The organism is Plantactinospora sp. CA-294935 (assembly GCF_050936445.1).
Lineage (GTDB): Bacteria > Actinomycetota > Actinomycetes > Mycobacteriales > Micromonosporaceae > Plantactinospora.
The window spans coordinates 3,651,303-3,673,077 of sequence record NZ_JBNJMU010000001.1; the positions used below are offsets into that span (position 1 = coordinate 3,651,303).

A 21,775-nucleotide genomic window follows, 5' to 3' on the forward strand; every position below is an offset into this window, starting at 1 on the left:
AACCGACGCTGTCATCGACGGACAGGGTTTGCCGCGCCGCGGACGAGGCACGGGTGTGCGCGGGGCCCCTCCTATCCGGAAGATCCGATAGGAAGGGCCCCGCACACCTCGTCAGAGGACCAGGAGCGTCCCGCTGGTCAGGTTGATCTCCTGCGTGGCCAGGCCGGTCCAGTCGGAGGAGAGGAGCAGCCGGTCGCCCTCGGTCAGGGTGACCGCGACGCTGTCCCTACCGCCGAGCTTGTCACGGTCGGTGCCGGTGATCCGGAGGGTGAGTCCGGTGGCCACCGTGACCGGGCGGCGGGAGTCGGTGACGTCGTACAGGCCGGCTCGGGTGCGCAGGTCGAGGCGGTCGGTGCCGCCGCTGGACCGTACGCCGAACGAGTCGAGCCCGAAGCCCCGGATCTCGTACCTCCGACCCTCGGACCGGAACGACAGGACCGTCGTACCGGTGCCGCCGAGCCGGGTCTGCGCGACCAGGACGCTGAGGTCCACCCGGGACTTCGGATCCACCGGGTACGCCCCGGCCGACCTGGTCGGGGTCACCGAGCCGCCGCCGAGCACCACCCGGGTGTCGGACCGGGCCACCTCGACCCACGCCTTCGTGCTGCCCGCGTAGTTGCCGCCGAGCGTGACGGTCACCTCGTGACCGCCGGTCGGCAGACTCGCCGTGCAACTCGCCAGCGAGGCGAAGTCGCCGGTGCCGAGCGGTGCCGGTACGTCGGTGCAGAGCGTCCGGCCACCGGCGGCGAAGGTCACCGTGGCGGTCGAGACGTCACCCGGCCACGGCTCGGCCCCGGTGTCCGGCGAGATCTCCCGAAGGGTGGCCTGGAGCAGCACCTCCGCGTTCCGGCCCGACCCGGAGACCAGGGTGTCCCCGGTGTACGCCAGCTCCGCCGCCTCCGGCTCCACCCGGACCAGGAACGAGACGGTCCCGGTCAGCCCGTGCTGGTCGGTGACGGTCACCGTCACCGGATAGTCGCCCGGGGCCGCCCGGTTGTTGCCGACGACGCCCCAGACGGCGGGCTCGCCGTTGCCGTCCGGTTCCTCCGGCGTCCTGGCGCCGAGCAGCAGGCCGGCGGGGAGCCCGGTCGCGGTCGCGGTGAGCTGCCCCGGGCCGCCGTCCGGGTCGGTGGCCGTGACCCGCACCTCCGGCAGGATCGGGTCGCTGTACTGGACCGTCACCACCTCACCCGGCCCGCTCAAGGTCACCTTCGGGGTGGCCCGGAGCGCGAAGTCGGCATCGTTGAGGTCGAAGAAGACGTTGCCGACCGCCTCGATCCTGATCCGGGCCGCCTTGGCGCCGACGTTCGGCAGGGTCACCGTCTCGGTGCCGTCGTTGGCGGTCCGCTCCGCGAGGACGTACCCGAAGGTCTTGCCGCCGTCGACGGAGAGCGAGATCTTCACCTCGCTGACCCCGATCGGCGCGGCGTCGGTGCCGGCGACGTCCCAGCTCACCGGCAGGTCCGTGCCGCCGACCAGGGTGTCGGCGGTGGCCTGCGAGGTGACCAGGAACGGCCCGGCGGCCGGCGCCAGGGTCAGCGCGGTGTCGGCGCTGCCGATCCCGCCCGCGCCCGGGTGCCCGTCCCGGGCGGTGAGCCGGAAGTGCAGGGTCCGGTCACCGGTGAAGCCGACCCAGTCGGCGGTGGGCAGGAACTCCGAGTAGCAGTCCACGATCTCCGGCGGCACGTTGCTCGCCCCGCCGCTTACCGGTGGCGGCGGCGCGGCCGGGCAGGTGCCGGTCTTCGCGTTGGTGTTGTTCGCGGCGATCTGGGCCAGGTCCGGGAAGACCCGGGTCGGGTCGGTGGTGACGGCGTTCAGCCCGGGGGAGTGGTATTCCAGGGTGTCGGTCGGGCCGACGATCGCCGCCGTGCCGAACTGCCGGAACAGCGGGCCGTTGGTCTTGGTGTTGCTGACCAGCGCGGTCCCGGCGGTGCTGCCGCCACTGAGGCCGCCCCGGTCGTTCTGCTCCCAGAGGTACGTCACCGTGTCGCCGTCCGCGTCGGTGGCGCTGCCGGTCAGCGCGAACGGGGTACGGACCGGAATCGTGTACGCGGCTGGCGCGGTGACCACCGGTGCGGAGTTGCCGGTCTGCTCGACCCGCCAGCCGCCGTTGTCGATCGGGCCGCCCTTGACCGTCTCGCCGACGAACCCGGACGTGCCGGTGGCGTTGGTGACGGTGAGCGCACCGACGTCGACGGCCGCGACCGGGCCACCGGCGAAGGTGACCTGGAACCCGGTGTCGTCCAGCAGGCCGGTGCCGCCGAACGGCGCGACGGCGACGATCGCGCCGGCCGGCCAGCCCGGGATCGCCTCGATCGCCGCCCTGATCCCGGCCGCGCTGTAGTTGCCGCCCCGGACGATCGGCGCCGACTCGGCACCGCCGTAGCGCAGCGTGAACGAGTCGCCGTCGGTGTCGAACTCGCGCAGCGAGACGTTCTGCACCTCGTTGACCGCCGGCCGGGCCGAGCCGACGTACGTGGTGATCTCGGTGTAGCTGCGCTGCGACCAGTACGGGTCGCTGTGCGGTTGCAGGTTGTCCTGCTGGCAGATGCCGGCGTACGCCATGATCGACGAACCGCTGCCCGGCTCGTACGAGTTGGTGGCGCTGCGGTTGCCGCCGGAGCAGTTCCACTGGGTGCCGTTGAAGGTGTGGTTGCCGGCGAACTGGTGGCCGATCTCGTGCGCGACGTAGTCGACCGCGAAGAAGTCGCCGACCGGGGTCGGCAGGCCGGTGCAGCCGCGCGCCTTGTTCGCCCCGCCGACCACGCCCAGCCCGGCGATGCCGCCGCCGTTCACGCCGAGCCCGATGTGCCCCACGTCGTAGTTGGACGCCCCGACGAGCTGGCCGAGCACGATGTTGTTGCGGCTCAGCGTGCCACTGCCGCAGGAGGAGATCTGCGCCGCCGTGTAGCAGGGCGCCGCCCCGCACGGCCCGTCCGGTCCGGTCGCCTCGGCCGGTGTGTTCAGGTTGGTCTTGTCGGTCTCGTCGACCAGCACCAGCCGGATCGCGGTCTCGTCTTCGTAGATCTGGGTCACCCGGTTCACCAGGGTCACCTTGGCGGCCGTCACGTTCGCCGCACCGAAATAGCTGGCGTAGGACGGGTCGGTCACCAGGGCGAGCCGGTACGTCCGCAGTGTCACGTCCCCGCCGGCCGCGCCCGGGGCCGCCCCGAGCTCGTCGGCGTGCGCCTCGGCGGCGTGCGCCACGTCCTCCCGCTCGACGAACGGCCCGTCCGGGTTCGTGGCGTCCTTCACGTAGTAGCTGGCGTACCGGGCCTGGTCCTGCCGGCTGTACGGGTCGACGTACCAGACGCCGCGCTCGGACCGGACGGAGGCGTGGAAGCCCAGCGGGGTGAGGTCGGCTCGGACGGTCGCGGTCGGATCGTCCAGCCCCCTGCCGGCGTACGTGCGGATCTCCGGGTGCCGGGCGGCCAGGCCGGGCGCCATCACCGGCGAGTCGACCAGCGTGAACCGCTGGAACGTGCCGTCCGGTGCGGGCAGCGCCACCACCAGGGACTGGGCCGGGGCGGTGCCGCCGCGCTCCTCGGGAGCCCGGTCCAGGGCGGCGGCGAGGCTCGCCCGGTCCAGGGCGTACCCGGTGAACCGGCTGACCCGGACGTCGGTGGGCCCGGCGGCCCGGGCGGCGCTGGAGCCGTCGGCGAGCCGGGTCCACGGATTGGCCGGCTGGCCCGGCGCGGAGCTGGCCGGGGCGGGGGTGGCCAGCATCGGCAGTACGCCGGCGGCGAGGGCGGCCACCGCGAGGGTGGCCAGGCGTCGGCGGGGTGCCGCCCGACCGCGGGTGGCGGCGGATAACGAGGGGGTCGTCAACTCTGTCTCCTTGGGACTACTCCGGCGCCGGTCGGTCGCGCGGGCGTTCCTGCCACCCGGCCAAGTCCATCGAGCAGTTGCGGGGGTGATCGCACGATAGGCGCCCGGACCCGGCGGTGAACAGCCTCCGGCGGGGTTGTCCGCGTCGGGGCGGGTCGATCGGATAGCGTCGTGGCCATGCCCGAGACCGGTTATCCCTGGCCGATCGAGACCACCCGGCTGGACAACGGCCTGCGCGTGGTCGTCAGCGAGGATCGCACCGCCCCCGTCGTCGCGGTCAACCTCTGGTACGACGTCGGCTCACGGCACGAGCCCGACGGCCAGACCGGCTTCGCCCACCTGTTCGAACACCTGATGTTCGAGGGTTCGGTCAACGTGGCCAAGACCGAGCACATGCAGTTGGTGCAGGGCTCCGGCGGCTCGCTGAACGCGACCACCAACCCGGACCGGACCAACTACTTCGAGACGCTGCCCTCGGAGCACCTGGAACTCGCGCTCTGGCTGGAGGCGGACCGGATGGGCGGCCTGGTGCCGGCGCTGACCCAGGAGACCCTGGACAACCAGCGCGAGGTGGTGAAGAACGAGCGGCGGCAGCGCTACGAGAACGTCCCGTACGGGGACGCCTGGCTGCGCCTGCTGCCGCTGCTCTATCCGCCCGGCCACCCGTACCACCACGCCACCATCGGCTCGATGGCCGATCTGAACGCCGCCGACCTGGCCACCTTCCAGGCGTTCCACACCACCTACTACGCGCCGAACAACGCGGTGCTGACAGTGGCCGGGGACGCCTCGGCCGCGGAGGTCTTCGCGCTGGCCGAGCGCTACTTCGGCAGGCTGGTGCCGCAGTCGGACATCCCACCGGCCCCGGACGGCCACGTGCTGCCGACCATCGGAGCCCCGGTCCGGGAGACCGTCACCGCCGACGTACCCGCGCCGAGGGTCTATCTGGCGCACCGGACCCACCCGTTCGGCGGCCCCGGCTACGACACGGTGACGGTGCTGGCCACGCTGCTCGGCAGCGGCCGGGGCAGCCGGCTCTACCAGCGGCTCGCCGACGGGGCCCGGCTCGCCCAGCCGGACAGTGTGGGCGCGTTCGGCGTCGACCTGGCGTACGCGCCGGCTCCGCTGCTCGTCACCGCCACCGCCCGGGACGGGGTGACCGCCGAGGAGTTGGAGGCCGGGCTCGTCGAGGTGCTCGACGGGCTGGCCGACGGGGTGACCGGGGCCGAACTCGACCGGGCCAAGGCGCTGCTCACCACCGGCTGGTGGCGGCAGCTCGCCAGCGTGGACGGCCGGGCCGACCTGCTCGGCCGGCACGCCACCCAGCTCGGCGACCCGGCCCGGGCGGCCGACCGGCTGCCGGGCTGGCTCTCGGTCACCGCGGAGCAGGTGAGCGGGCTCGCCGCCGAGCTGCTCCGGCCCGAGGACCGGGCGACCCTGACCTACCTGCCGGAGACCCAGGAAGAGGCGTCATGACCGAGCCGGGACCCACCCTGATCACGGAACGGCCGCCGACCGGGGCCGCCCGGCCGTACACCTTTCCCCGAGTGGTCCGCAAGGCGGTGGCCGGTGGCAGGGTCGTCGCCGCCCACCTGCCGGGGCACCACCTCGCCGTCGCGGTGCTGCTGCTCGACGGCGGCGCCGGGCGCGAGCCGCTCGGCCGGGAGGGCCTCTCCGGGGTACTCGCGAAGGCGCTGGAGGAGGGGACCACCCGGCGCGACTCCACGGCGTACGCGCTCGCGCTGGAGGGGCTCGGCACCGAGCTGACCATCAGCACCGACTGGGACGCGTTCCAGGTCAGCGTGCAGGTCCCGGTCGAGCGGCTGCCGGCCGCGGTGGAGCTGCTGGCCGAGGCCGTCCGGACGCCGCGGCTCGACCCGGCGGACATCACCCGGGTACGCGACGACGAGGTCACCGCGCTGCGGATGTACTGGGCGAACCCGGGGCCACGGGCCGACGCCGCGCTCCGCGCCGACCTGTTCGGGGCCGACCAGCGGCCCGGCCGCCCGATGGACGGCGACCCCGACTCGGTGGCCGCGGTCACCGTCGACGACGTCACGTCGTTCCACGCCGCCTGGCTGACCCGGTTCGGCACCCTGCTGGTCGTCGGCGACCTCGACCGGATCGACCTCGACGTGCTCGGCACCACCGCGTTCGCCGGTGCGGACGGTGCGGTGCAACCGGCCGGCCCGCCGCTGGAGGTGCCGGTACGCGACGAGCGGCGGATCATCCTGGTCGACCGGCCCGGCTCGGTCCAGTCCACGCTGCGGCTCGGGCACCCCGCTCCGCACCGGGCACACCCGGACTACGTGCCGATGACGCTGGCCGCCACGGTACTCGGCGGCGCGTTCACCTCCCGGCTGAACCACCTGATCCGGGAGGTACGCGGCTACACGTACGGGATCCGGTCCGAGTTCGGCCACTCGCGGCGGTTCGGGCGGTTCGTGGTCAGCTCCGGGGTGCAGACCGCGGTGACCGCGCCGGCCCTGGTGGACGCGGTGGGCGAAATCACCCGTACCCGGGACGCCGGGGTGACCGAGCCGGAGCTGGCGGTCGCCCGGGCCTGGCGGGCCGGGCAGCTCTCGGTGGAGTTGCAGACGCCCCGGGCCATCGCCAGCGCGCTCGCCACGCTGGTCGTGCACGACCTGCCGGACGACTACCACGCGACGCTGCGCGAGCAGTTGCTGTCGACCGCCGAGCCGGCGGTGTCGGCGGCGGCGGCGACGCACCTGCACCCGCAGGGGCTGACCCTGGTGATCGAGGGCGACGCGGCGCTGATCCGGGACGAGCTGGTCGCCAGCGGGCTCGGCGAGGTGGTCGACGCCGCCGGCTGACGCCCCGCGTCGGCCGCCCGGATGCTGGGCGGTGCGGTAATCGGCTTGCCGGGCCGCCGGAGCGGCTGGGTAGCCTCGCGGTATGAGGATCGGCATTGTGGGGGCCACCGGGCAGGTCGGTGGCGTGATGCGGCGGATACTCGCCGACCGCCAGTTTCCGGTGGACGAGCTGCGGCTGTTCGCCTCGGCCCGGTCGGCGGGGCGCAGCCTGCCCTGGCGGGACGGCGAGGTCACCGTCGAGGACGCCGAGACCGCCGACTACGCGGGGCTGGACATCGCGCTCTTCTCGGCTGGAAAGGGTACGAGCAAGGCACTCGCCCCCCGGGTCGCCGAGGCCGGCGCGGTGGTGATCGACAACTCGTCGGCCTGGCGGATGGATCCCGAGGTGCCGCTGGTGGTCGCCGAGGTCAACCCGCACGCCGCCGCCGTACGCCCCCGGGGCATCATCGCCAACCCCAACTGCACCACCATGGCGGCGATGCCGGTGCTGCGCCCGCTGCACGCCGAGGCCGGACTGCTCAGCCTGGTGGTGGCGACCTACCAGGCGGTCTCCGGCTCCGGGCTGGCCGGCGTCGCCGAGCTGGACGAGCAGGTCCGCAAGGTCGCCGACGGTGCCGCCGCGCTCGCCTTCGACGGCCGGGCCGTCGAGTTCCCGGCCCCCCGGCAGTACGTCCAGCCGATCGCCTTCAACGTGCTGCCGCTGGCCGGCTCGATCGTCGACGACGGGTCGGCGGAGACCGACGAGGAGCAGAAGCTCCGCAACGAGAGCCGCAAGATCCTGGAGATCCCCGAGCTGAAGGTCTCCGGCACCTGCGTCCGGGTGCCGGTGTTCACCGGGCACTCGTTGCAGGTCAACGCCAGGTTCGCCGGGCCGCTCCGCCCGGAGCGAGCCCGCGAGTTGCTGGCCGGGGCGCCCGGGGTGGCGCTGGCGGACGTACCCACCCCGCTGCTGGCGGCCGGGCAGGACCCGACGTACGTCGGCCGGTTCCGGGTCGACGAGACCGTCGAGCACGGGCTGTCGTTCTTCTGCTCCAACGACAACCTGCGCAAGGGTGCGGCGCTGAACGCCGTACAGATCGCCGAACTGGTGGCCGGCGAGTCGCGGTGACGTCCGGCTCCGCCGGCCGAGTAGGGTTGGAGCGATCTTGCTCGGGAGGTGGGCGTGACGGACGGCCGGACGGAACAGGCGCTGCTCGGCATCATCCGGGACGGGTCGCTCGGCGTGCTGGCGACGATCAAGCGGGACGGCCGGCCGCAACTGTCCAACGTCAACTACACCTTCGACCCGGAACGCCGGCTGATCCGGGTCTCCGTCACCGACGACCGGGCCAAGACCGCCAACCTGCGGCGCGATCCCCGGGCGAGCTTCCAGGTCAGCACCCCGGACGGCTGGGCGTACGCGGTCGTCGAGGGCACCGCCGAGCTGACCCCGGTGGCGGCCGAGCCGGCCGATCCGACGGTCGAGGAACTCGTCGACGTCTACCGGGCGGTCCAGGGCGAGCACCCGGACTGGGACGACTACCGCCGGGCGATGGTCGCGGACCGCCGACTGGTGCTGCGGCTCCCGGTCGAGCGCGTGTACGGCGCACCGCCGCGCGGCTAGCCGACTCTGGCCGGCACCGGCGCCCGGGGGTCGTCGCCGATCGCACACCGAGGCCCGGGCCCGGCACGTCGAGGGGTAGTTCGATGAGAATCTGCGTCACCGGAGCCAGTGGCAAGGCCGGTCGGGCCACCGTGGCACACCTGCTGGCGTACGGCCACGAGGTGGTCGCCACCGACGTCGAGCCGGCGCCGGCCGACCTCGGGGTGCCGCTGCTCCGGGCCGACCTGACCGACTACGGGCAGGCGGTCGAGGTGCTGCACGGCACCGAGGCGGTGGTGCACCTGGCGAACATCCCCGCCCCGGGGCTGCGGACTCCGGCGCTGACGCTGAGCGCCAACACCACGATGAACTCCAACGTCTTTCTCGGCGCGGCCCAGCTCGGCCTCAGCCGGGTGGTCTGGGCGTCCAGCGAGACCACGCTCGGGCTGCCGTTCGACACCCCGCCCCGGTACGCGCCGGTGGACGAGGCGCACTTCCCGGTGCCGACCACGACGTACGCGCTCTCCAAGGTGGTCAGCGAGAGCCTGGCCGAGCACATCGCCGGCTGGTCCGGCATCCCGTTCGTCGGGCTGCGGCTCTCCAACATCTTCCTGCCGGAGGACTACCGGCGGGTGCCGTCGTTCTGGGCCGATCCGCAGAGCCGGAAGTGGAACCTCTGGGGCTACATCGACGTACGCGACGTGGCCGAGGCGTGCCGGCTCGGCCTCGAAGCGCCGGTCGCCGGAGCCCGGAACGTGATCATCGCGGCGGACGACACCATCATGGACCGGCCCTCGGTCGAGCTGCTCGCCGAGGTCTTCCCGGAGGTGCCGCTGAGCCGGGAGGTCGGCGAGTTCGAGACCCTGCTCGCCATCGACGGGGCCCGGGACCTGCTCGGCTTCGTACCCCGGTACTCGTGGCGCGACCACGTCACCGGAGCCGACCGGCCCTGACCGGCCCGGTTCTCGGTACCGACAAATCGCCTAGACGCGTTGTCAGGGTCATCCGCCGCGCCGGCCGGTGTCGGGGATACCTGCCAGGTCCCTCTCTGCGGTGTTACGTCGAGGTCTGCCCGGGTAGACCGGGTCCGGCCGACCTTGAGAGGGGAGCAGGATGACGACCGTCGGAGAGTTCATGACGACCCGCTTGGTGACCATGGACGGCGGCGACACGCTCACCGCTGCCGCCCAGGAGATGCGGGACAGCGCCATCGGCGACGTGATCGTGACCAACGGGGACAACGTGATAGGCATCGTCACAGACCGCGACATCACGGTGCGCGGGGTGGCCGAAGAGTTGAACCCGTCGAGCGCCACGCTGAGCCAGATCCTCACCCAGGACGTGGTGACCGTGACGCAGTACGACGACGCGGTCGCCGCCGCAGACCTGATGCGGACGTACGGCGTACGGCGGTTGCCGGTGGTCGAGGACGGCCGACTGATCGGCTTGGTCTCCCTCGGCGACCTCGCGGTCGAGCGGGAGCCGCAGTCCGTGCTCGCCGACATCAGTGCCGATGAACCGAACAACTGAGACTGGCCCGACGGGCCCGGGCGACAACGGCGTCCCCGGGCTCGTCGGGCTACGCCGGGCCGTCGAACCGTACCCGGAGGTCGTCGGGCCCGGGTGACGGCGCCGGCTCCGGCAGCCGACCGGGCCACCGGAGGACGTCTCTCGGGCAGGCGAGGGAGGGCAGGGCGATGGATCCGACCACGGAGTTCTTCGAAGGGCTCAACCACCGGCCACCGGACCCGCTGCTGGGCAAGATCCGGGGAACGGTCCGCTTCGAACTCGAGTCGGGCGCGGACGTCGACACCTGGCTGCTGGTGCTCAGTGCCGGCAGCGTGAGCGCCACCCAGACGGACCGTACGGCGGACTGCACGGTCCGGACCGACCGGGAGTTCTTCAACCGGGTCGCCGCCGGCGAGGCGAACCCGCTCGCCGCGTTGCTGCGTAACCGGGTCACCGTGGAGGGGAAGCTGGCCCTGTACGGCTACCTGAACCACCTGGTGCCCGGTCCGCCGGGCGCGCACGAACCTCAGGAATGGGTACGGCAGCGGGGGCAGCGGCGATGAAACCACTGGTCAGCATCCTCGACGGGAACACCTTCGTGGTCAGCGACAACCGGGGCGACATCGACCCGTCGCCGACCTTCCCCACCGGACTGTTCTCGTTCGACACCCGGTTCCTGTCGAAGTGGGAACTGACCGTTGACGGAAACCGGCTCAACGTGCTCTCCGTCGATGACCTCCAGTACTTCGAGTCGCAGTTCTTCCTGGTCCCGGGCGAGCCGACGCACTACGTGGACGCCAAGCTGTCGATCATTCGGCACCGGACGATCGGCGGCAGCTTCGTCGAGGAGCTGACCGTGCTCAACCACCAGGACCAGGCGGTCGAACTGACGGTCCGGATCAACGCGGCGAGCGACTTCGCCGACCTGTTCGAGATCAAGGACGTCAGGGAGAAGGTCGGCGGCACCACCGTGCTGGTGGAGCAGGACCGGCTGCGACTCTGCTACCAGCGGGAGACCTTCCGGCGCGAGGCGGTCATCACCTCGACCGCGCCGGCCGAGTTCGACCACGACGGGCTGACCTTCGCGTTGCGGATCGGGGCGCACCAGCAGTGGCAGACCCGGTTGCGGGTGGAGACGCTGGTGGAGGGGGCCGGCGGCCGGGACATCCGGCTCAGCATCCAGCGGCACCGGAGCCGCTCCCCGCAGGAGCTGCGCCAGGACCTGGACGCCTGGTTGGACCGGGCGCCGAAGCTCACCAGCGACAGCGAGGCGCTGACCGAGACGTACCGGCGCAGCCTGGTCGACCTGGCCGCGCTGCGGTACACGCCACTGGTCGCCGGGCCGCCGTTGCCGGCCGCCGGCCTGCCCTGGTTCATGACCATGTTCGGCCGGGACAGTCTGATCACCTGCCTCCAGTCCCTGCCGTTCACCCCGGAACTCACCGGACCGACGCTGCGCTACCTGGCCCTGTCCCAGGGGGTCAGCCTGGACGACTTCCGGGAGCGCGAGCCCGGGAAGATGCTGCACGAGATCCGGTACGGCGAGTCGACGGCGTTCGAGGAGCAGCCGCACTCGCCCTACTACGGCTCGGCCGACTCGACCCCGCTCTTCGTGATCCTGCTGGACGAGTACGAGCGGTGGACCGGGGACACCGAGCTGGTCGAGACGCTGGAGCACGAGGCCCGGGCGGCGCTGAACTGGATCGACCGGTACGGCGACCTGATGGGCAACGGCTACATCTGGTTCGAGCGGCGCAACCTGCGCAACGGGCTGGAGAACCAGTGCTGGAAGGACTCCTGGGACGCCATCTCGTACTCCGACGGGCGGCTGCCGGCGTACCCGCGGGCCACCTGCGAGCTACAGGGCTACGCGTACGACGCCAAGATGCGCGGCGCCCGGCTGGCCCGGCTCTGCTGGCGCGACCCCGTCTACGCCGACCAGTTGGAGCGGGAGGCGGCGGAGCTGAAGCAGCGGTTCAACCGGGACTTCTGGGTTTCCGACGGCGAATACTACGCGTTGGCGCTGGACACCGAGGGCGGCCAGGTGGACGCGCTCTCGTCGAACATGGGGCACCTGCTGTGGAGCGGGATCGTCGACGAGGACCGGGCCGGGAAGGTGGCCGAGCATCTGGTCGGGCCCCGGCTCTTCTCCGGTTGGGGGGTGCGGACCCTGGCCGAGGGGGAGGGCCGGTACAACCCGATCGGCTACCACGTCGGCACGGTCTGGCCGTTCGACAACTCGCTGATCGCCTGGGGTCTGCGCCGGTACGGCTTCCGGCACGAGGCGGGCCAGATCGCCGAGGCGATGATCGACGCGGGGCGGTACTTCGACGGCCGCCTCCCGGAGGCGTTCGCCGGCTACGACCGGGCGCTGACGAAGTATCCGGTCCAGTACCCGACGGCGTGTAGCCCGCAGGCCTGGTCGACCGGTACCCCGATGCTGCTGATCCGGACCCTGCTGGGCCTGGATCCGCACGGCGAGCACCTGGTCGTCGACCCGGCCCTGCCGGCGGGGATGGGCCGGATGGAACTGCTGGACATCCCGGGCCGATGGGGCCTGATCGACGCCTTCGGCCGGGGCCGGGCGGAGCACAGCCGGACACCACCGAGGCTGATGGAGTGACCGGGATGCCCGCGGCACCCGCGGGTGCCGGACGAGTCCGGGAGGGAGGCGTCATCCGATGGCGGATCCGACCGCCGAGTTCTTCAGCCGGATCGAGGAGCGCGGGCCGGACCTGCTGCCGGCCAAGGCCAGGGGAACGCTCCGGTTCGACCTCGACCGGGACGGCCAGGTCGGTCACTGGTTCGTCGCGATCAACCGGGGCAACGTGCTGGTGTCGCACGAGGAGCGGGAGGCGGACTGTGTGGTCGCCACCGAGAAGGAGTTGTTCGACAAGCTCGCCACCGGTGAGGTGCAGGTGCTCGCCGCGTACAACCGGAACGACCTGACCGTGCGGGGTAACCTGCCGCTGCTGCTGGTCTTCCGCCGTGCCTTTCCCTCGCCGCCGGGCACCCGGGACCCCCGGGAGCGGATCCGGGAGCGGTTCGCCGGTCGCGGCCGCGTCAGCTACCGGGAGCGCCGGCCGTGAAGGACCTGGTCAGCATCCTGGACGGCAACACGTTCATGCTCAGCGACTCCCGGGGCGACGTCGACCCGTCTCCGGAGGTACCGTCCGGGCTCTTCGCCTGGGACACCCGGTTCCTCTCCAAGTGGGTGCTCACCATCGACGGCGAGCGGCTGCACGAGCTCTCCATCGACGACCTCCAGTACTTCGAGTGCCGGTTCTTCCTGGTGCCCGGCGAGCCGACCCACTACGTGGACGCGAAGACCTCGGTGATCCGGCAGCGGTCGCTCGGCGGGGTGTTCGAGGAACAGTTGACCGTGCTCAACCACCGGGACGAGTCGGTGGTGCTGACGCTGCGCATGGAGATCGACTCCGACTTCGCGGACGTCTTCGACGCCCGGGAGGCCCGGCCCCTGCTGGGGCGGACGGCGAAGTTCGTCGAGCAGGGTCGGCTGCGGCTGCACCACCAGCGGGACCGGCACATCGCCGAGACGATCGTCACCAGCAGCGAGCCGGCCGAGATCGACGCCGAGGGCCTGACCTTCCGGATCGAACTCGACGCGCACGGGCAGTGGTCCACGACCATCCGGGCGATCGGCACCATCCAGGGCGCGGGCGGCCGGGACGTCCGGGAGAACCTGCGCGGTTACCAGGAGGTGCGGCCGGAGAAGGGGCGCGAGCTGCGGGAGTGGCTGGACCGGGCGCCGAAGCTCACCTGCGACTCCGAGACCCTGGAGGACGCGTACCAGCGGAGCCTGATCGACCTCGCCGCGTTGCAGTACGTCGGGCTGGCCAGCCCGATGAAGCTGATGGCGACCGGGCTGCCCTGGTACATGACGGTGTTCGGTCGGCACAGCCTGGTCACCGGCTTCCAGACGCTGCCGTTCATGCCGCAGATCGCCCGCAGCGCGCTGTGGATGCTCGCCCTGCTCCAGGGCGGTCGGGTGGACGACTTCCGGGACGAGGAGCCGGGCAAGATCATGCACGAGATCCGGTACGGCGAGCCGGGCGGCTTCGAGGACACCCCGTACACCACCTACTACGGCTCGGCGGACTGCACGCCGCTGTTCGTGGTCCTGCTCGACGAGTACGAGCGGTGGACCGCGGACGCCGACACGGTGCGGCTGCTGGAGTACGAGGCCAGGTCGGCGCTCGCCTGGATCGACACGTACGGCAACCTGATGGACGACGGCTACGTCTGGTACGAGCGCCGCAGCCCCGGCGGACTGGAAAACCAGGGCTGGAAGGACTCCCGGGGCGCCATCATGTACGCCGACGGCCGGCTGCCCGGCAGCCCCCGGGCGACCTGCGAACTACAGGGCTACGCGTACGACGCCAAGGTCCGGGGGGCCCGGCTGGCCCGTACCTTCTGGAACGACCCGGCGTACGCGGACCGGCTGGAGCGGGAGGCGGCCGACCTGCGCAGCCGGTTCAACCGGGACTTCTGGGTCGCCGATCGGGGCTACTACGCGCTCGCGCTCGACGCCGAGGGCGGCCAGGTCGACGCCCTCGCCTCGAACATGGGTCACCTGCTCTGGAGCGGCATCGTGGACGACTCCCGGGCCGGGCAGGTGGCCGAGCAACTGCTCAGCCGGCCACTCTTCTCCGGGTGGGGTATCCGGACGCTCGCCTACGACCAGGCCGGCTACAACCCGGTCGGCTACCACACCGGCGCGGTCTGGCCGTCGGACAACTCGCTGATCGCGCTGGGGCTGCGCCGGTACGGCTTCGCCGACCAGGCGGCCCGGCTGGCGGTGACGATGGTCGAGGCGTCCCGGTATTTCGGCGGCCGGATGCCGGAGGCGTTCGCCGGTTACGACCGCCGGCTCACCAGGTATCCGGTGCAGTACCCCCGGGCGTGCAGCCCGCACAGCTCGTCGGCGGGCACGATACTGGTGCTGCTGCGTACCCTGCTCGGCCTGCGGCCGCACCACGACCACCTGACGATCGACCCGGCGATCCCGGAGCGGCTCGGCCGGATCGAGCTGATCGGCATTCCGGGACGGTGGGGCCGGACCGACGCGTTCGGCCGGGGCCGGGTGCGGTTGGAACCCGAGTGAACCTTTCTCCACCTCCCCTTGCGCTCCGCGGTGGGTGCAGGTGAGGTCGGGGCCGCACGCGCCGCGCTGTACAGGTGGAAAAAGGTCAGTGACCGGCCACCGTGGACAGTGGTCGGCGACCGGCGGAATGGAAATGCGGGTGGTGGAAGGCGAACCGCCGTGATAGCGATATGCGATGGCGGATCCTGACATGGTGGAGGGGGCCGCGTTGGCCCGGGTGTTGCGCCAGGCCGGCGGCGCCGAAATCCTGAACATCCTGGGCGTACGGCTGTCCGGCTCGGATTTGGTCACCCTGCTGCTGGCCGCGTTCCGGACCCGGGCGGGCTTCCTGACCCCGGCCGACGTACTGCGCCGGTACACCGAGGACCGCTTCGTCGCACCGGCGCAGGCCGGGTTCCGCAGGCTGCGCCGGGCCGAGGACCTGCTGCTCTCCGCCGTCCCGGACCGGTACGAACTGCTCACCCTCGCCCCGGTCGCACCGCTGGGCACCCATTCCGTGGTCGCCGGGGTGAACCAGAACAACGTGCTCGCCACGGTCCGGGGCAGTGAGGTGGCGGCCGACCCCACCAACGGGCTGGCGCTGGAGGCGGCCGTCCGTCGCCGGGAACTGCTCGCCCGGGACGGCCGGTCGGCCCCGCCGGTGCGGCTGGCGACCCTGCAACGGGTGATCCGGGCCCAGCGTTTCGCCGGGGCCGGCCGGTTCGCCCACTTCAGCCTCCTCGCCCTGGTCACCGCCGGTCGGGACACCGGCAGCCTGGCGTTCGAGCGGCGTAGCTGCGGTGAGCAGTTGCGGATCCTCTGCGCGGCGCTGGAGGCGGCCGGGGTGGAGACGATCGAGATCGCCCTCACCGTGCTCGACCCGGCGGCGGCGCCGATCGCGGAGGCGGCCCGGGCCGCCCTGGCCGACCACCCGAAGATCCTGGTACGCGACGACCCGGACCGCTCCGGCGGCCGGCGCTACTACAGCGGATGGTGCTTCAAGATCGGAGCGGTGCTCGACGGTGAGCGGATCGAACTCGGCGACGGCGGTTTCGTCGACTGGACCCGCCGGTTGCTCGGCAACCACAAGGAGCGGCTGCTGATCAGCGCGATCAGCGTCGACCGGCTGGCCCTGTTCCTCGACCCGCCCGCCCCGGGCCCCGAGCACTGAGCGGGCCGCACCGCGCGGTGCCGCGCCGGACGAGTTCGGGACGGCAGCCGGGCCCCGTTCCTGTGTCGGGCGGCTCGGCTTACGTTCCTGTGTCGGGCGGCTCGGCTTACGTTCCTGTGTCGGGCGGCTCGGCTCACGTTCCTGCGTTGGGCCGCCCGGCTCACGCCCCGGCCGGAGTGGCCGCCGGTCGTCGGGCGGCCAGGGCGAGGACCAGCCAGGCGAGTCCGATCGTCAGCGGGGCGATGGCGAATCCGGCGGTGGCACTGCCGGTGCCGTCCAGCAGTGGACCGGTCGCCACCGCGCCGAGCGCGCTGCCCACCGAGAAGGCGGTGGCGGCCCAGGCGAACGCCTCGGCGGCGGTACCGGCCGGCGCGATCCCGTCGATCCCGACGAAGGTGATGGTGAGCAGCGGCGGCAGGGCCAGCCCGCTGACCGCCATCAGCGCCAGCATGGCCGGCGGGTCGGGGGTGAGCAGCAGCAGCAGGTAGCCGAGCGCCAGCGCCGCCGCCGCGCGGGGCAGCGTGCCGTACCGGCGGGCGGTGCCGGACCGGACGTAGAGCAGACCGCCGGTCAGCGCCCCGAGCGCCTGGGCGGCGAGCAGCCAGCCGGCCCAGGACCGTCCGCCGGACGCTTCGGCGTAACCGGTCGCCGCCACCGCCACACTGCCGACGCCGGCACCGATCAGCACCAGCGCGCCGAGGATCACCCGTAGCGGGCCGGAGCGGAGCGGGCCGGCCCAGTGCCGTACCGCCGGCACCCCCCGCCAGCCACGGACCACCGGGGCGGTGCCGAACCAGACGGTGCCGGCGGCCTGGCAGAGCGCGGCGGTGGCCAACCCGCCGGCCGGGCCGAACGCGGCGACGGCGCCGAGGGTGAGCACCGGCCCGACCACGAAGATCAGCTCCTGGGTCGCGGTGTCCAGGGTGTACGCGGTGTGGATCCGCTCCTCCGGCAACAGGTCCCGCCACAGCACCCGCAGGCACGCCTCGAACGGCGGCGCACCGAGCCCGGCCAGCGCGGCGGCGCCGACCGTCAGCGGCCTGGCCAGCGGCGCCGCGACCAGCGCGAAGCCGGCGGTGGAGACGGCGACCGCCAGCCAGAGCACCGGCGGCTGCCGCCAGCGGTCGGCGAGCCGGGCCAGCATCGGCTGCCCGACCGCCATCCCGGCGGTGTACGCCCCGACCAGCAGCCCGGCCAGGGTCAGCGTCATCGTCTCCCGGGCGAAGACCAGCAGGGCCAGCGGTGCCGCGCCGAGCGGGATCCGGCCGAGCAGGCTGGCCGCGAGTACCCGGGCGGTCTGCGGGGTTCTCAGGACGGTGAGTGCGGAGGTGTCGACGGTCGAGGACACGATGGATCGCTCCCGGAGGGGGTGGAGGTGACGGGCCGGTGGACTTGGCGGAACCGGCCGGTCAGGGAGCGAAGTCGGCGCGCTCGTGGTCGTTGCCGTAGAGCGGCAGGTCAGGAGTGATCCAGGTCGCGTACGCGGCAGCGGCCGCCTCCAGCGGGATCACCCGGACAACTCTACGGCGCCAGCGGGCTCATTCGAACCTCAGGTGCCGGCGCTGGCGCAGCCGGATTCCGGAGGCGGTCGCCACCACGGCGGTGAGCGCCAGGGTCAGGGCAACGCCGTGTACCAGGCCGCGGGCCAGGTAGCCGCTGTCGGTGTGGTCGATCGCGTACGTACCGATCTCGCGGCTGAACCAGAACGGCAGCGCCCGGGCGGCGGTGTCGGCCGGGTCCATCACCATCTGGAGCCCGACCACGATCAGCAGCACCAGGGTGCCCTCCAACTCGCGGGGGAGGATCGCGCTCAGCGCCAGCCCGAAGGGGACGGCGGTGGCCACCGTCAACGCCATGATCAACGCGATGGCGCCGTACCGGACGTCGTCCTGGTCGAAGCGGACCAGCAGGAAGTACGGCACCGACAGCACGGCACCGACCGTCCAGAGCGCCAGCAGCCGGCCCAGATGCAGGTGGTGCGCCCGATAGCCGGAGAGCCGCAGCCGGGGCTCGATGCCCCGGGCCGCGCTGCCGGCGAAGAGCGCGGCGGTGCTCAGCGCCCAGCTCAGCCCGAGGCAGACGAACCGGATCGACTGGCCGGCGTGGTCGTCCCGGCGGCTCAGGTAGAAGGCCAGCGGAAACACCAGCAGGATCAGCAGTACGCCCCGGCGGCGGACCACCTCGCGCAGGGCCAGCTCCGCCACCGTCCAGATCTTGGTCATGCCGACATCTCCCGGGCCGGGGTCAGGTCGAGCACGGTGTCGACCCGGTCGAGTTGGTTGAGCAGGTGGGTCACCACGACGATGGCCCGGCCGTCCGCGCGCCAGCGCCAGAGCTGCTGCCAGAAGTCCAGATAGGTGCCCCGGTCGAAGCCCTGGTAGGGCTCGTCGAGCAGCAGCACGTCCGGTTCGCCGAGCGCGGCCATCACCAGGTTGAGCTTCTGCCGGGTACCGCCGGAGAGGTGCCGGGCCTGGGTCCGGCCCGCCGGCTCCCAGTCCAGCGCGGCGGCGTGCGCCCGACCGGCCGCCCGGGCCTCGGCCCGGCGCAGCCCGCGCCCGGCGCCGACCAGCACGAAGTGCTCCTCCGGATAGAGGAAGTCGGCGGTGCCGCCGGACTGCGGGCAGAAGCCGAGGGTGCCGTGCACCCGGACCTGGCCGGAGTCGGGGCTGAGCAGGCCGGCGCAGATCCGCAGGAAGGTGCTCTTGCCGGCGCCGTTCGCCCCCACCACGGCGGCGATCTCGCCGGCCCGGACGGTCAGGTCCACGCCGGTCAGCACCGGGCGCCGGCGGTAGCGCTTGGTGATGCCGCGTACCTCCAACCGGACCGGTCCGGGAGGCTGCGGCGAGCGGCCCGGCGTGCCCACCCGGGCCACCCCGACGCCGCCGTTGGCCCGCGGTGCGCCGACGCTCTCCGCGACGGCCGTCGCGTACGTCGCGGGCGGGCCGAAGACCTGCAACGGCGGCTCGCCGCTGTCCCGCAGGTGCGTGGCGGCTTCGGCGACGACGTGCCGGGCGAGGTCCGGATCGAGGCCGTGCCGGTGCAGCTCACCAGCGAGCGCCTGAAGCCATCCGTCGGAGTTCAACGTGTCTGCACCTCCCGCAGGACCGTCCCCACCCCACGGGCGAAGGCGTCCCAGTCGACGGCGGTCCGGCGTAACGTCTCGGCGCCGGCCGGAGTGATCCGGTAGTACTTGCGGGCCGGGCCGGCGGCGCCCTCCCGCCACTGCGCGCTCACCAGGCCGGTCCGTTGCAGCCGGAGCAGCACCGGATAGAGGGTGCCGCCCTGGATCGGGCCGATGCCGCTCGCGTCCAGCGACTGGGCCAACTCGTATCCGTAGGACTCCCGGCGGTGCAGCAGGGCGAGAACGCACAGGTCGAGCACCCCGCGCAGCCACTGGCCACGGCGCTCCTGATCCACGGCGAAGAAGGTAGCACAGTCAGCTAGCTGGCACAGCAACCTAGTTACCGACGGTACGCTGCCCGAGGTTCACGGGTGCGGGAAACGGGGGGAACGATGATCCTGCGGACCGAGGAACTGGACGTCGGCTACCGCGACCAGGTGCTGCTCCGGGGACTGCGGCTCGCCGTCGACGCCGGAGACGTGCTCGCGGTCACCGGACCGAACGGCGCCGGCAAGTCCACCCTGCTGCGCTGCCTCGCCGGGCTGCTCCGCCCGCTCGCCGGTCGGGTACTCGTCGAGGGCGCACCGGCCGACGAACGCTCTCCGGCGTTCCGGCGTACCGTGGCGAGCCTGCTGGAGAACGCCGCCTGGTATCCGAACCTGACCGCCGGCGAGCACCTCGAACTGGTCCGGCTCGCCAACCGGCCGGTACCGCCCGGCTGGTTCCCCGCCGACGAACTCGCCGCCCGGCTCGGCGTCACCCGCTTCGCCTCGGTGCTGCCGGGACGGCTCTCCACCGGCCAGCGCCAACGGCTGGCCCTCGCCCTGGTGCTGGCCCGACCCAGCCGCCTGCTCCTGCTCGACGAGCCCGAACGGCACCTCGACGAGGCGGGCCGGACGGCCCTCGGCGGCCTGCTGCGGGAGTACGCCCGCCGGGCCGGAGCAGTCGTGCTGGCCAGCCACGACCCGGTGCTGATCGCGGCGGCCGGAGCCGAGCCGCTGACCGTACCGGCCCGGCATGCCTGACCCGGTGACCGCGCTCCCCGCCGCCCCGGTCCGGGCCTGGCTGCGCGCCCGGGCCCGGGCCGGGACGCGCCCCGGCGGGTACGCCGAGCGGGCGTACCTCTGGCTGCTCGCCGTGCTGATCGGCGGCGCCGTACTGGCCGGCAACGCACCCCGGCTCGTCGCCCTGCTCACCCAGGGCCGGCCGGTCACCCCGGCGCCGGGCATCCTGCTCGCCGTCGGCCTGCTCTGGTACGCCGCCGTCCTGCTCGGGGCGGCGCGGCTCGGACCGCTGGCCGCCGCACCGGCCCGACTCGGCTGGCTGCTGCCCAGCCCGACCAGCCGGCGTGGCCTGCTCCGGCCGACCGCGTTCGCGGTGCTCGCCCTGGCCACCGCCGCCGGGCTGCTGCACGCCGGGTTCGTGGCCTGGGCGTCGGTGACCCCGACGGAGTTGCCGGTGCTGCTGGCCGGCGGGATCGCCGGCCTGGCCGTCGGCGGGCTCGCCACCCTCGCCCAGACCTTCACCGACGGGCCGTCCGTGCTGCTGGAACGCTCCGCACTGCTGCTCGGCGCCGTCGCGGCCGCGCTGACCGTGCTCGCCCCGTCGGGGCAGTTCACCGCCGCCGCGGCCCTCGGCCCGTGGGCCTGGCCGCAGGCGGCGGCCGACGGCATGTCGCCCGGCGCGCTGGTCACCGTCGGCGTCGCGGCCGTCGGCGTCGCGGCCGTGGCGCTGCTCCGCCTCGATCGGGTACGCCTGACCAGCCTCGCCGCCGGCGGCACCCTCGCGCAGACCGTCTCCACCGGTGTCGTCACGCTCGACCTCGGCACCGCAGCCCGGGCCGTCGAGGAGCGCCGGTGGGCCGGCCGCTCGCCCCGGCGTACCGGCCTGCCCCGGTTGCCGGGCCGGTTCGCCGTACTCGCGCACGACGTCGCGGCGCTGCGCCGGTCGCCGGGGCGGCTGGCGGTGGCCGCCGCCGCGCTGCTGCCGGCGGCACTGCTCGCCGGGATCGCCGGCCCGGGTCCGGTACTCGCCGGCACCTGGCTGCTCTGCGGATTCGTCGCGCTCGGCGCGGTGACCGGCAACGCCCGCCGGGACCGGGACCTGCCCGCCCTGGGCCGGCTGCTCGGCCTCTCCGGCCGGGCGCTGCTGACCGGCCGGCTGGTGCTGCCGGTCGTCGTCGGCGCGGGCTGGGCCGCCGGGTCGCTGGCGCTGGTCGCCGGTGACCTGCCCGGTGCCGGCCCGGCCTGGCCGCTGCTCGGTGCGGTGGCCGGTCCCGGGCTCGCTGTCGGCGCGCTCCGGGCCGCCCGCCGTGGCGCGGTCCGGCACGACCTGCCGCCGCTGGTCACCCCGATGGGCATGGTGCCGACCGGCCCGCTGCACCGACTGGTCACCGGGGTCGACCTCGGGCTGCTGTGCACCCTGCCCGTGCTGCTGGCCCTCGGCACCGGCGATCCGGCCGGTGTCCTGCCGGCGCAGACACTCGCCTCGCTGCTCGGCGTCGCGGGCTTCGTCGCGGTGGCCGGCGCGGACCGGCGGCGCGGCGCTCACTGACGATTGCCATCCGGGACGGCACGGCGCCGACGCCCCGGCTCCACCTGCGGTTACGACGGACCGCGAGGGACGG

General features: G+C 73.2%; 18 protein-coding genes and 1 pseudogene. 14 read left to right on the plus strand and 5 right to left on the minus strand.

Annotated elements, in window-relative coordinates; translation table 11 throughout:
• Positions 1-111: 111 nt before the first annotated feature.
• Complete coding sequence (locus ACQEVC_RS16380) at positions 112-3,828, minus strand: M12 family metallo-peptidase (RefSeq protein WP_432878069.1); 3,717 nt, start codon at positions 3,826-3,828, stop codon at positions 112-114.
• A gap of 177 nt (positions 3,829-4,005) precedes the next feature.
• Here ACQEVC_RS16380 and ACQEVC_RS16385 point away from each other — a divergent pair, with 177 nt between their 5' ends.
• From ACQEVC_RS16385 to ACQEVC_RS16435, 11 genes are all read left to right on the plus strand, one after another.
• Entirely contained in the window at positions 4,006-5,304 is a 1,299-nt protein-coding gene (locus ACQEVC_RS16385) for a M16 family metallopeptidase (RefSeq protein WP_432878071.1), read from the plus strand.
• A complete protein-coding gene (locus ACQEVC_RS16390) occupies positions 5,301-6,662 on the plus strand; it encodes a M16 family metallopeptidase (RefSeq protein WP_432878074.1) in 1,362 nt (453 codons plus the stop codon). Before ACQEVC_RS16385 ends, ACQEVC_RS16390 begins: the two co-directional genes overlap by 4 nt.
• 82 nt (positions 6,663-6,744) lie before the next feature.
• Positions 6,745-7,770 carry an aspartate-semialdehyde dehydrogenase gene (locus ACQEVC_RS16395; protein ID WP_432878077.1) on the plus strand — a complete coding sequence of 342 codons (1,026 nt, stop codon included), beginning with the start codon at positions 6,745-6,747 and terminating at the stop codon, positions 7,768-7,770.
• A 54-nt stretch (positions 7,771-7,824) separates the two neighbouring features.
• Entirely contained in the window at positions 7,825-8,265 is a 441-nt protein-coding gene (locus tag ACQEVC_RS16400) for a PPOX class F420-dependent oxidoreductase (protein WP_432878079.1), read from the plus strand.
• A gap of 83 nt (positions 8,266-8,348) precedes the next feature.
• On the plus strand, positions 8,349-9,197 hold the full coding sequence (locus tag ACQEVC_RS16405; protein ID WP_432878081.1) for an NAD-dependent epimerase/dehydratase family protein: 849 nt from the start codon (positions 8,349-8,351) through the stop codon (positions 9,195-9,197).
• 160 nt (positions 9,198-9,357) lie between these two features.
• Positions 9,358-9,774: a CBS domain-containing protein gene (locus tag ACQEVC_RS16410; RefSeq protein WP_318394913.1), complete on the plus strand. Its 417-nt coding sequence runs from the start codon at positions 9,358-9,360 to the stop codon at positions 9,772-9,774.
• Positions 9,775-9,941: 167 nt separating this feature from the next.
• Entirely contained in the window at positions 9,942-10,316 is a 375-nt protein-coding gene (locus ACQEVC_RS16415) for an SCP2 sterol-binding domain-containing protein (protein ID WP_318394914.1), read from the plus strand.
• The gene (locus ACQEVC_RS16420; protein ID WP_432878087.1) at positions 10,313-12,376 is read left to right on the plus strand and encodes an amylo-alpha-1,6-glucosidase; all 2,064 of its coding nucleotides are present in this window, start codon (positions 10,313-10,315) and stop codon (positions 12,374-12,376) included. Before ACQEVC_RS16415 ends, ACQEVC_RS16420 begins: the two co-directional genes overlap by 4 nt.
• 58 nt (positions 12,377-12,434) lie before the next feature.
• A complete protein-coding gene (locus ACQEVC_RS16425) occupies positions 12,435-12,842 on the plus strand; it encodes an SCP2 sterol-binding domain-containing protein (RefSeq protein ID WP_432878090.1) in 408 nt (135 codons plus the stop codon).
• A 35-nt stretch (positions 12,843-12,877) separates the two neighbouring features.
• The gene (locus tag ACQEVC_RS16430) at positions 12,878-14,878 is read left to right on the plus strand and encodes an amylo-alpha-1,6-glucosidase (RefSeq protein WP_432891452.1); all 2,001 of its coding nucleotides are present in this window, start codon (positions 12,878-12,880) and stop codon (positions 14,876-14,878) included.
• Positions 14,879-15,053: 175 nt separating this feature from the next.
• The gene (locus ACQEVC_RS16435; RefSeq protein WP_432878093.1) at positions 15,054-16,028 is read left to right on the plus strand and encodes a hypothetical protein; all 975 of its coding nucleotides are present in this window, start codon (positions 15,054-15,056) and stop codon (positions 16,026-16,028) included.
• A gap of 160 nt (positions 16,029-16,188) precedes the next feature.
• Here the strand turns inward: ACQEVC_RS16435 and ACQEVC_RS16440 are convergent, their stop codons facing one another.
• The 4 genes from ACQEVC_RS16440 to ACQEVC_RS16455 form a co-directional block, all read right to left on the minus strand.
• Positions 16,189-17,376 (minus strand): MFS transporter, encoded by a 1,188-nt coding sequence (locus ACQEVC_RS16440; RefSeq protein WP_432878095.1) that lies wholly within the window; start codon positions 17,374-17,376, stop codon positions 16,189-16,191.
• Positions 17,377-17,566: 190 nt separating this feature from the next.
• Positions 17,567-18,250, minus strand: coding sequence for an ABC transporter permease (locus ACQEVC_RS16445; protein ID WP_432878098.1), 684 nt, complete (start codon positions 18,248-18,250; stop codon positions 17,567-17,569).
• Complete coding sequence (locus ACQEVC_RS16450) at positions 18,247-19,110, minus strand: ATP-binding cassette domain-containing protein (RefSeq protein ID WP_432878101.1); 864 nt, start codon at positions 19,108-19,110, stop codon at positions 18,247-18,249. Before ACQEVC_RS16450 ends, ACQEVC_RS16445 begins: the two co-directional genes overlap by 4 nt.
• On the minus strand, positions 19,107-19,445 hold the full coding sequence (locus ACQEVC_RS16455) for a PadR family transcriptional regulator (protein WP_318394922.1): 339 nt from the start codon (positions 19,443-19,445) through the stop codon (positions 19,107-19,109). Before ACQEVC_RS16455 ends, ACQEVC_RS16450 begins: the two co-directional genes overlap by 4 nt.
• Positions 19,446-19,604: 159 nt before the next feature.
• On the opposite strand from ACQEVC_RS16455, the pseudogene ACQEVC_RS16460 reads away from it, so the two are divergent.
• The 3 genes and pseudogenes from ACQEVC_RS16460 to ACQEVC_RS16470 form a co-directional block, all read left to right on the plus strand.
• Positions 19,605-19,958 (plus strand): annotated as a pseudogene (locus ACQEVC_RS16460) (ABC transporter ATP-binding protein); the annotation flags it as partial.
• Between the two features lie 18 nt (positions 19,959-19,976).
• The gene (locus tag ACQEVC_RS16465) at positions 19,977-20,174 is read left to right on the plus strand and encodes an AAA family ATPase (protein ID WP_432891454.1); all 198 of its coding nucleotides are present in this window, start codon (positions 19,977-19,979) and stop codon (positions 20,172-20,174) included.
• Complete coding sequence (locus tag ACQEVC_RS16470; RefSeq protein ID WP_432878105.1) at positions 20,167-21,702, plus strand: DUF6297 family protein; 1,536 nt, start codon at positions 20,167-20,169, stop codon at positions 21,700-21,702. The genes ACQEVC_RS16465 and ACQEVC_RS16470 overlap by 8 nt, the downstream gene beginning before the upstream one ends.
• Positions 21,703-21,775 lie beyond the last annotated feature (73 nt).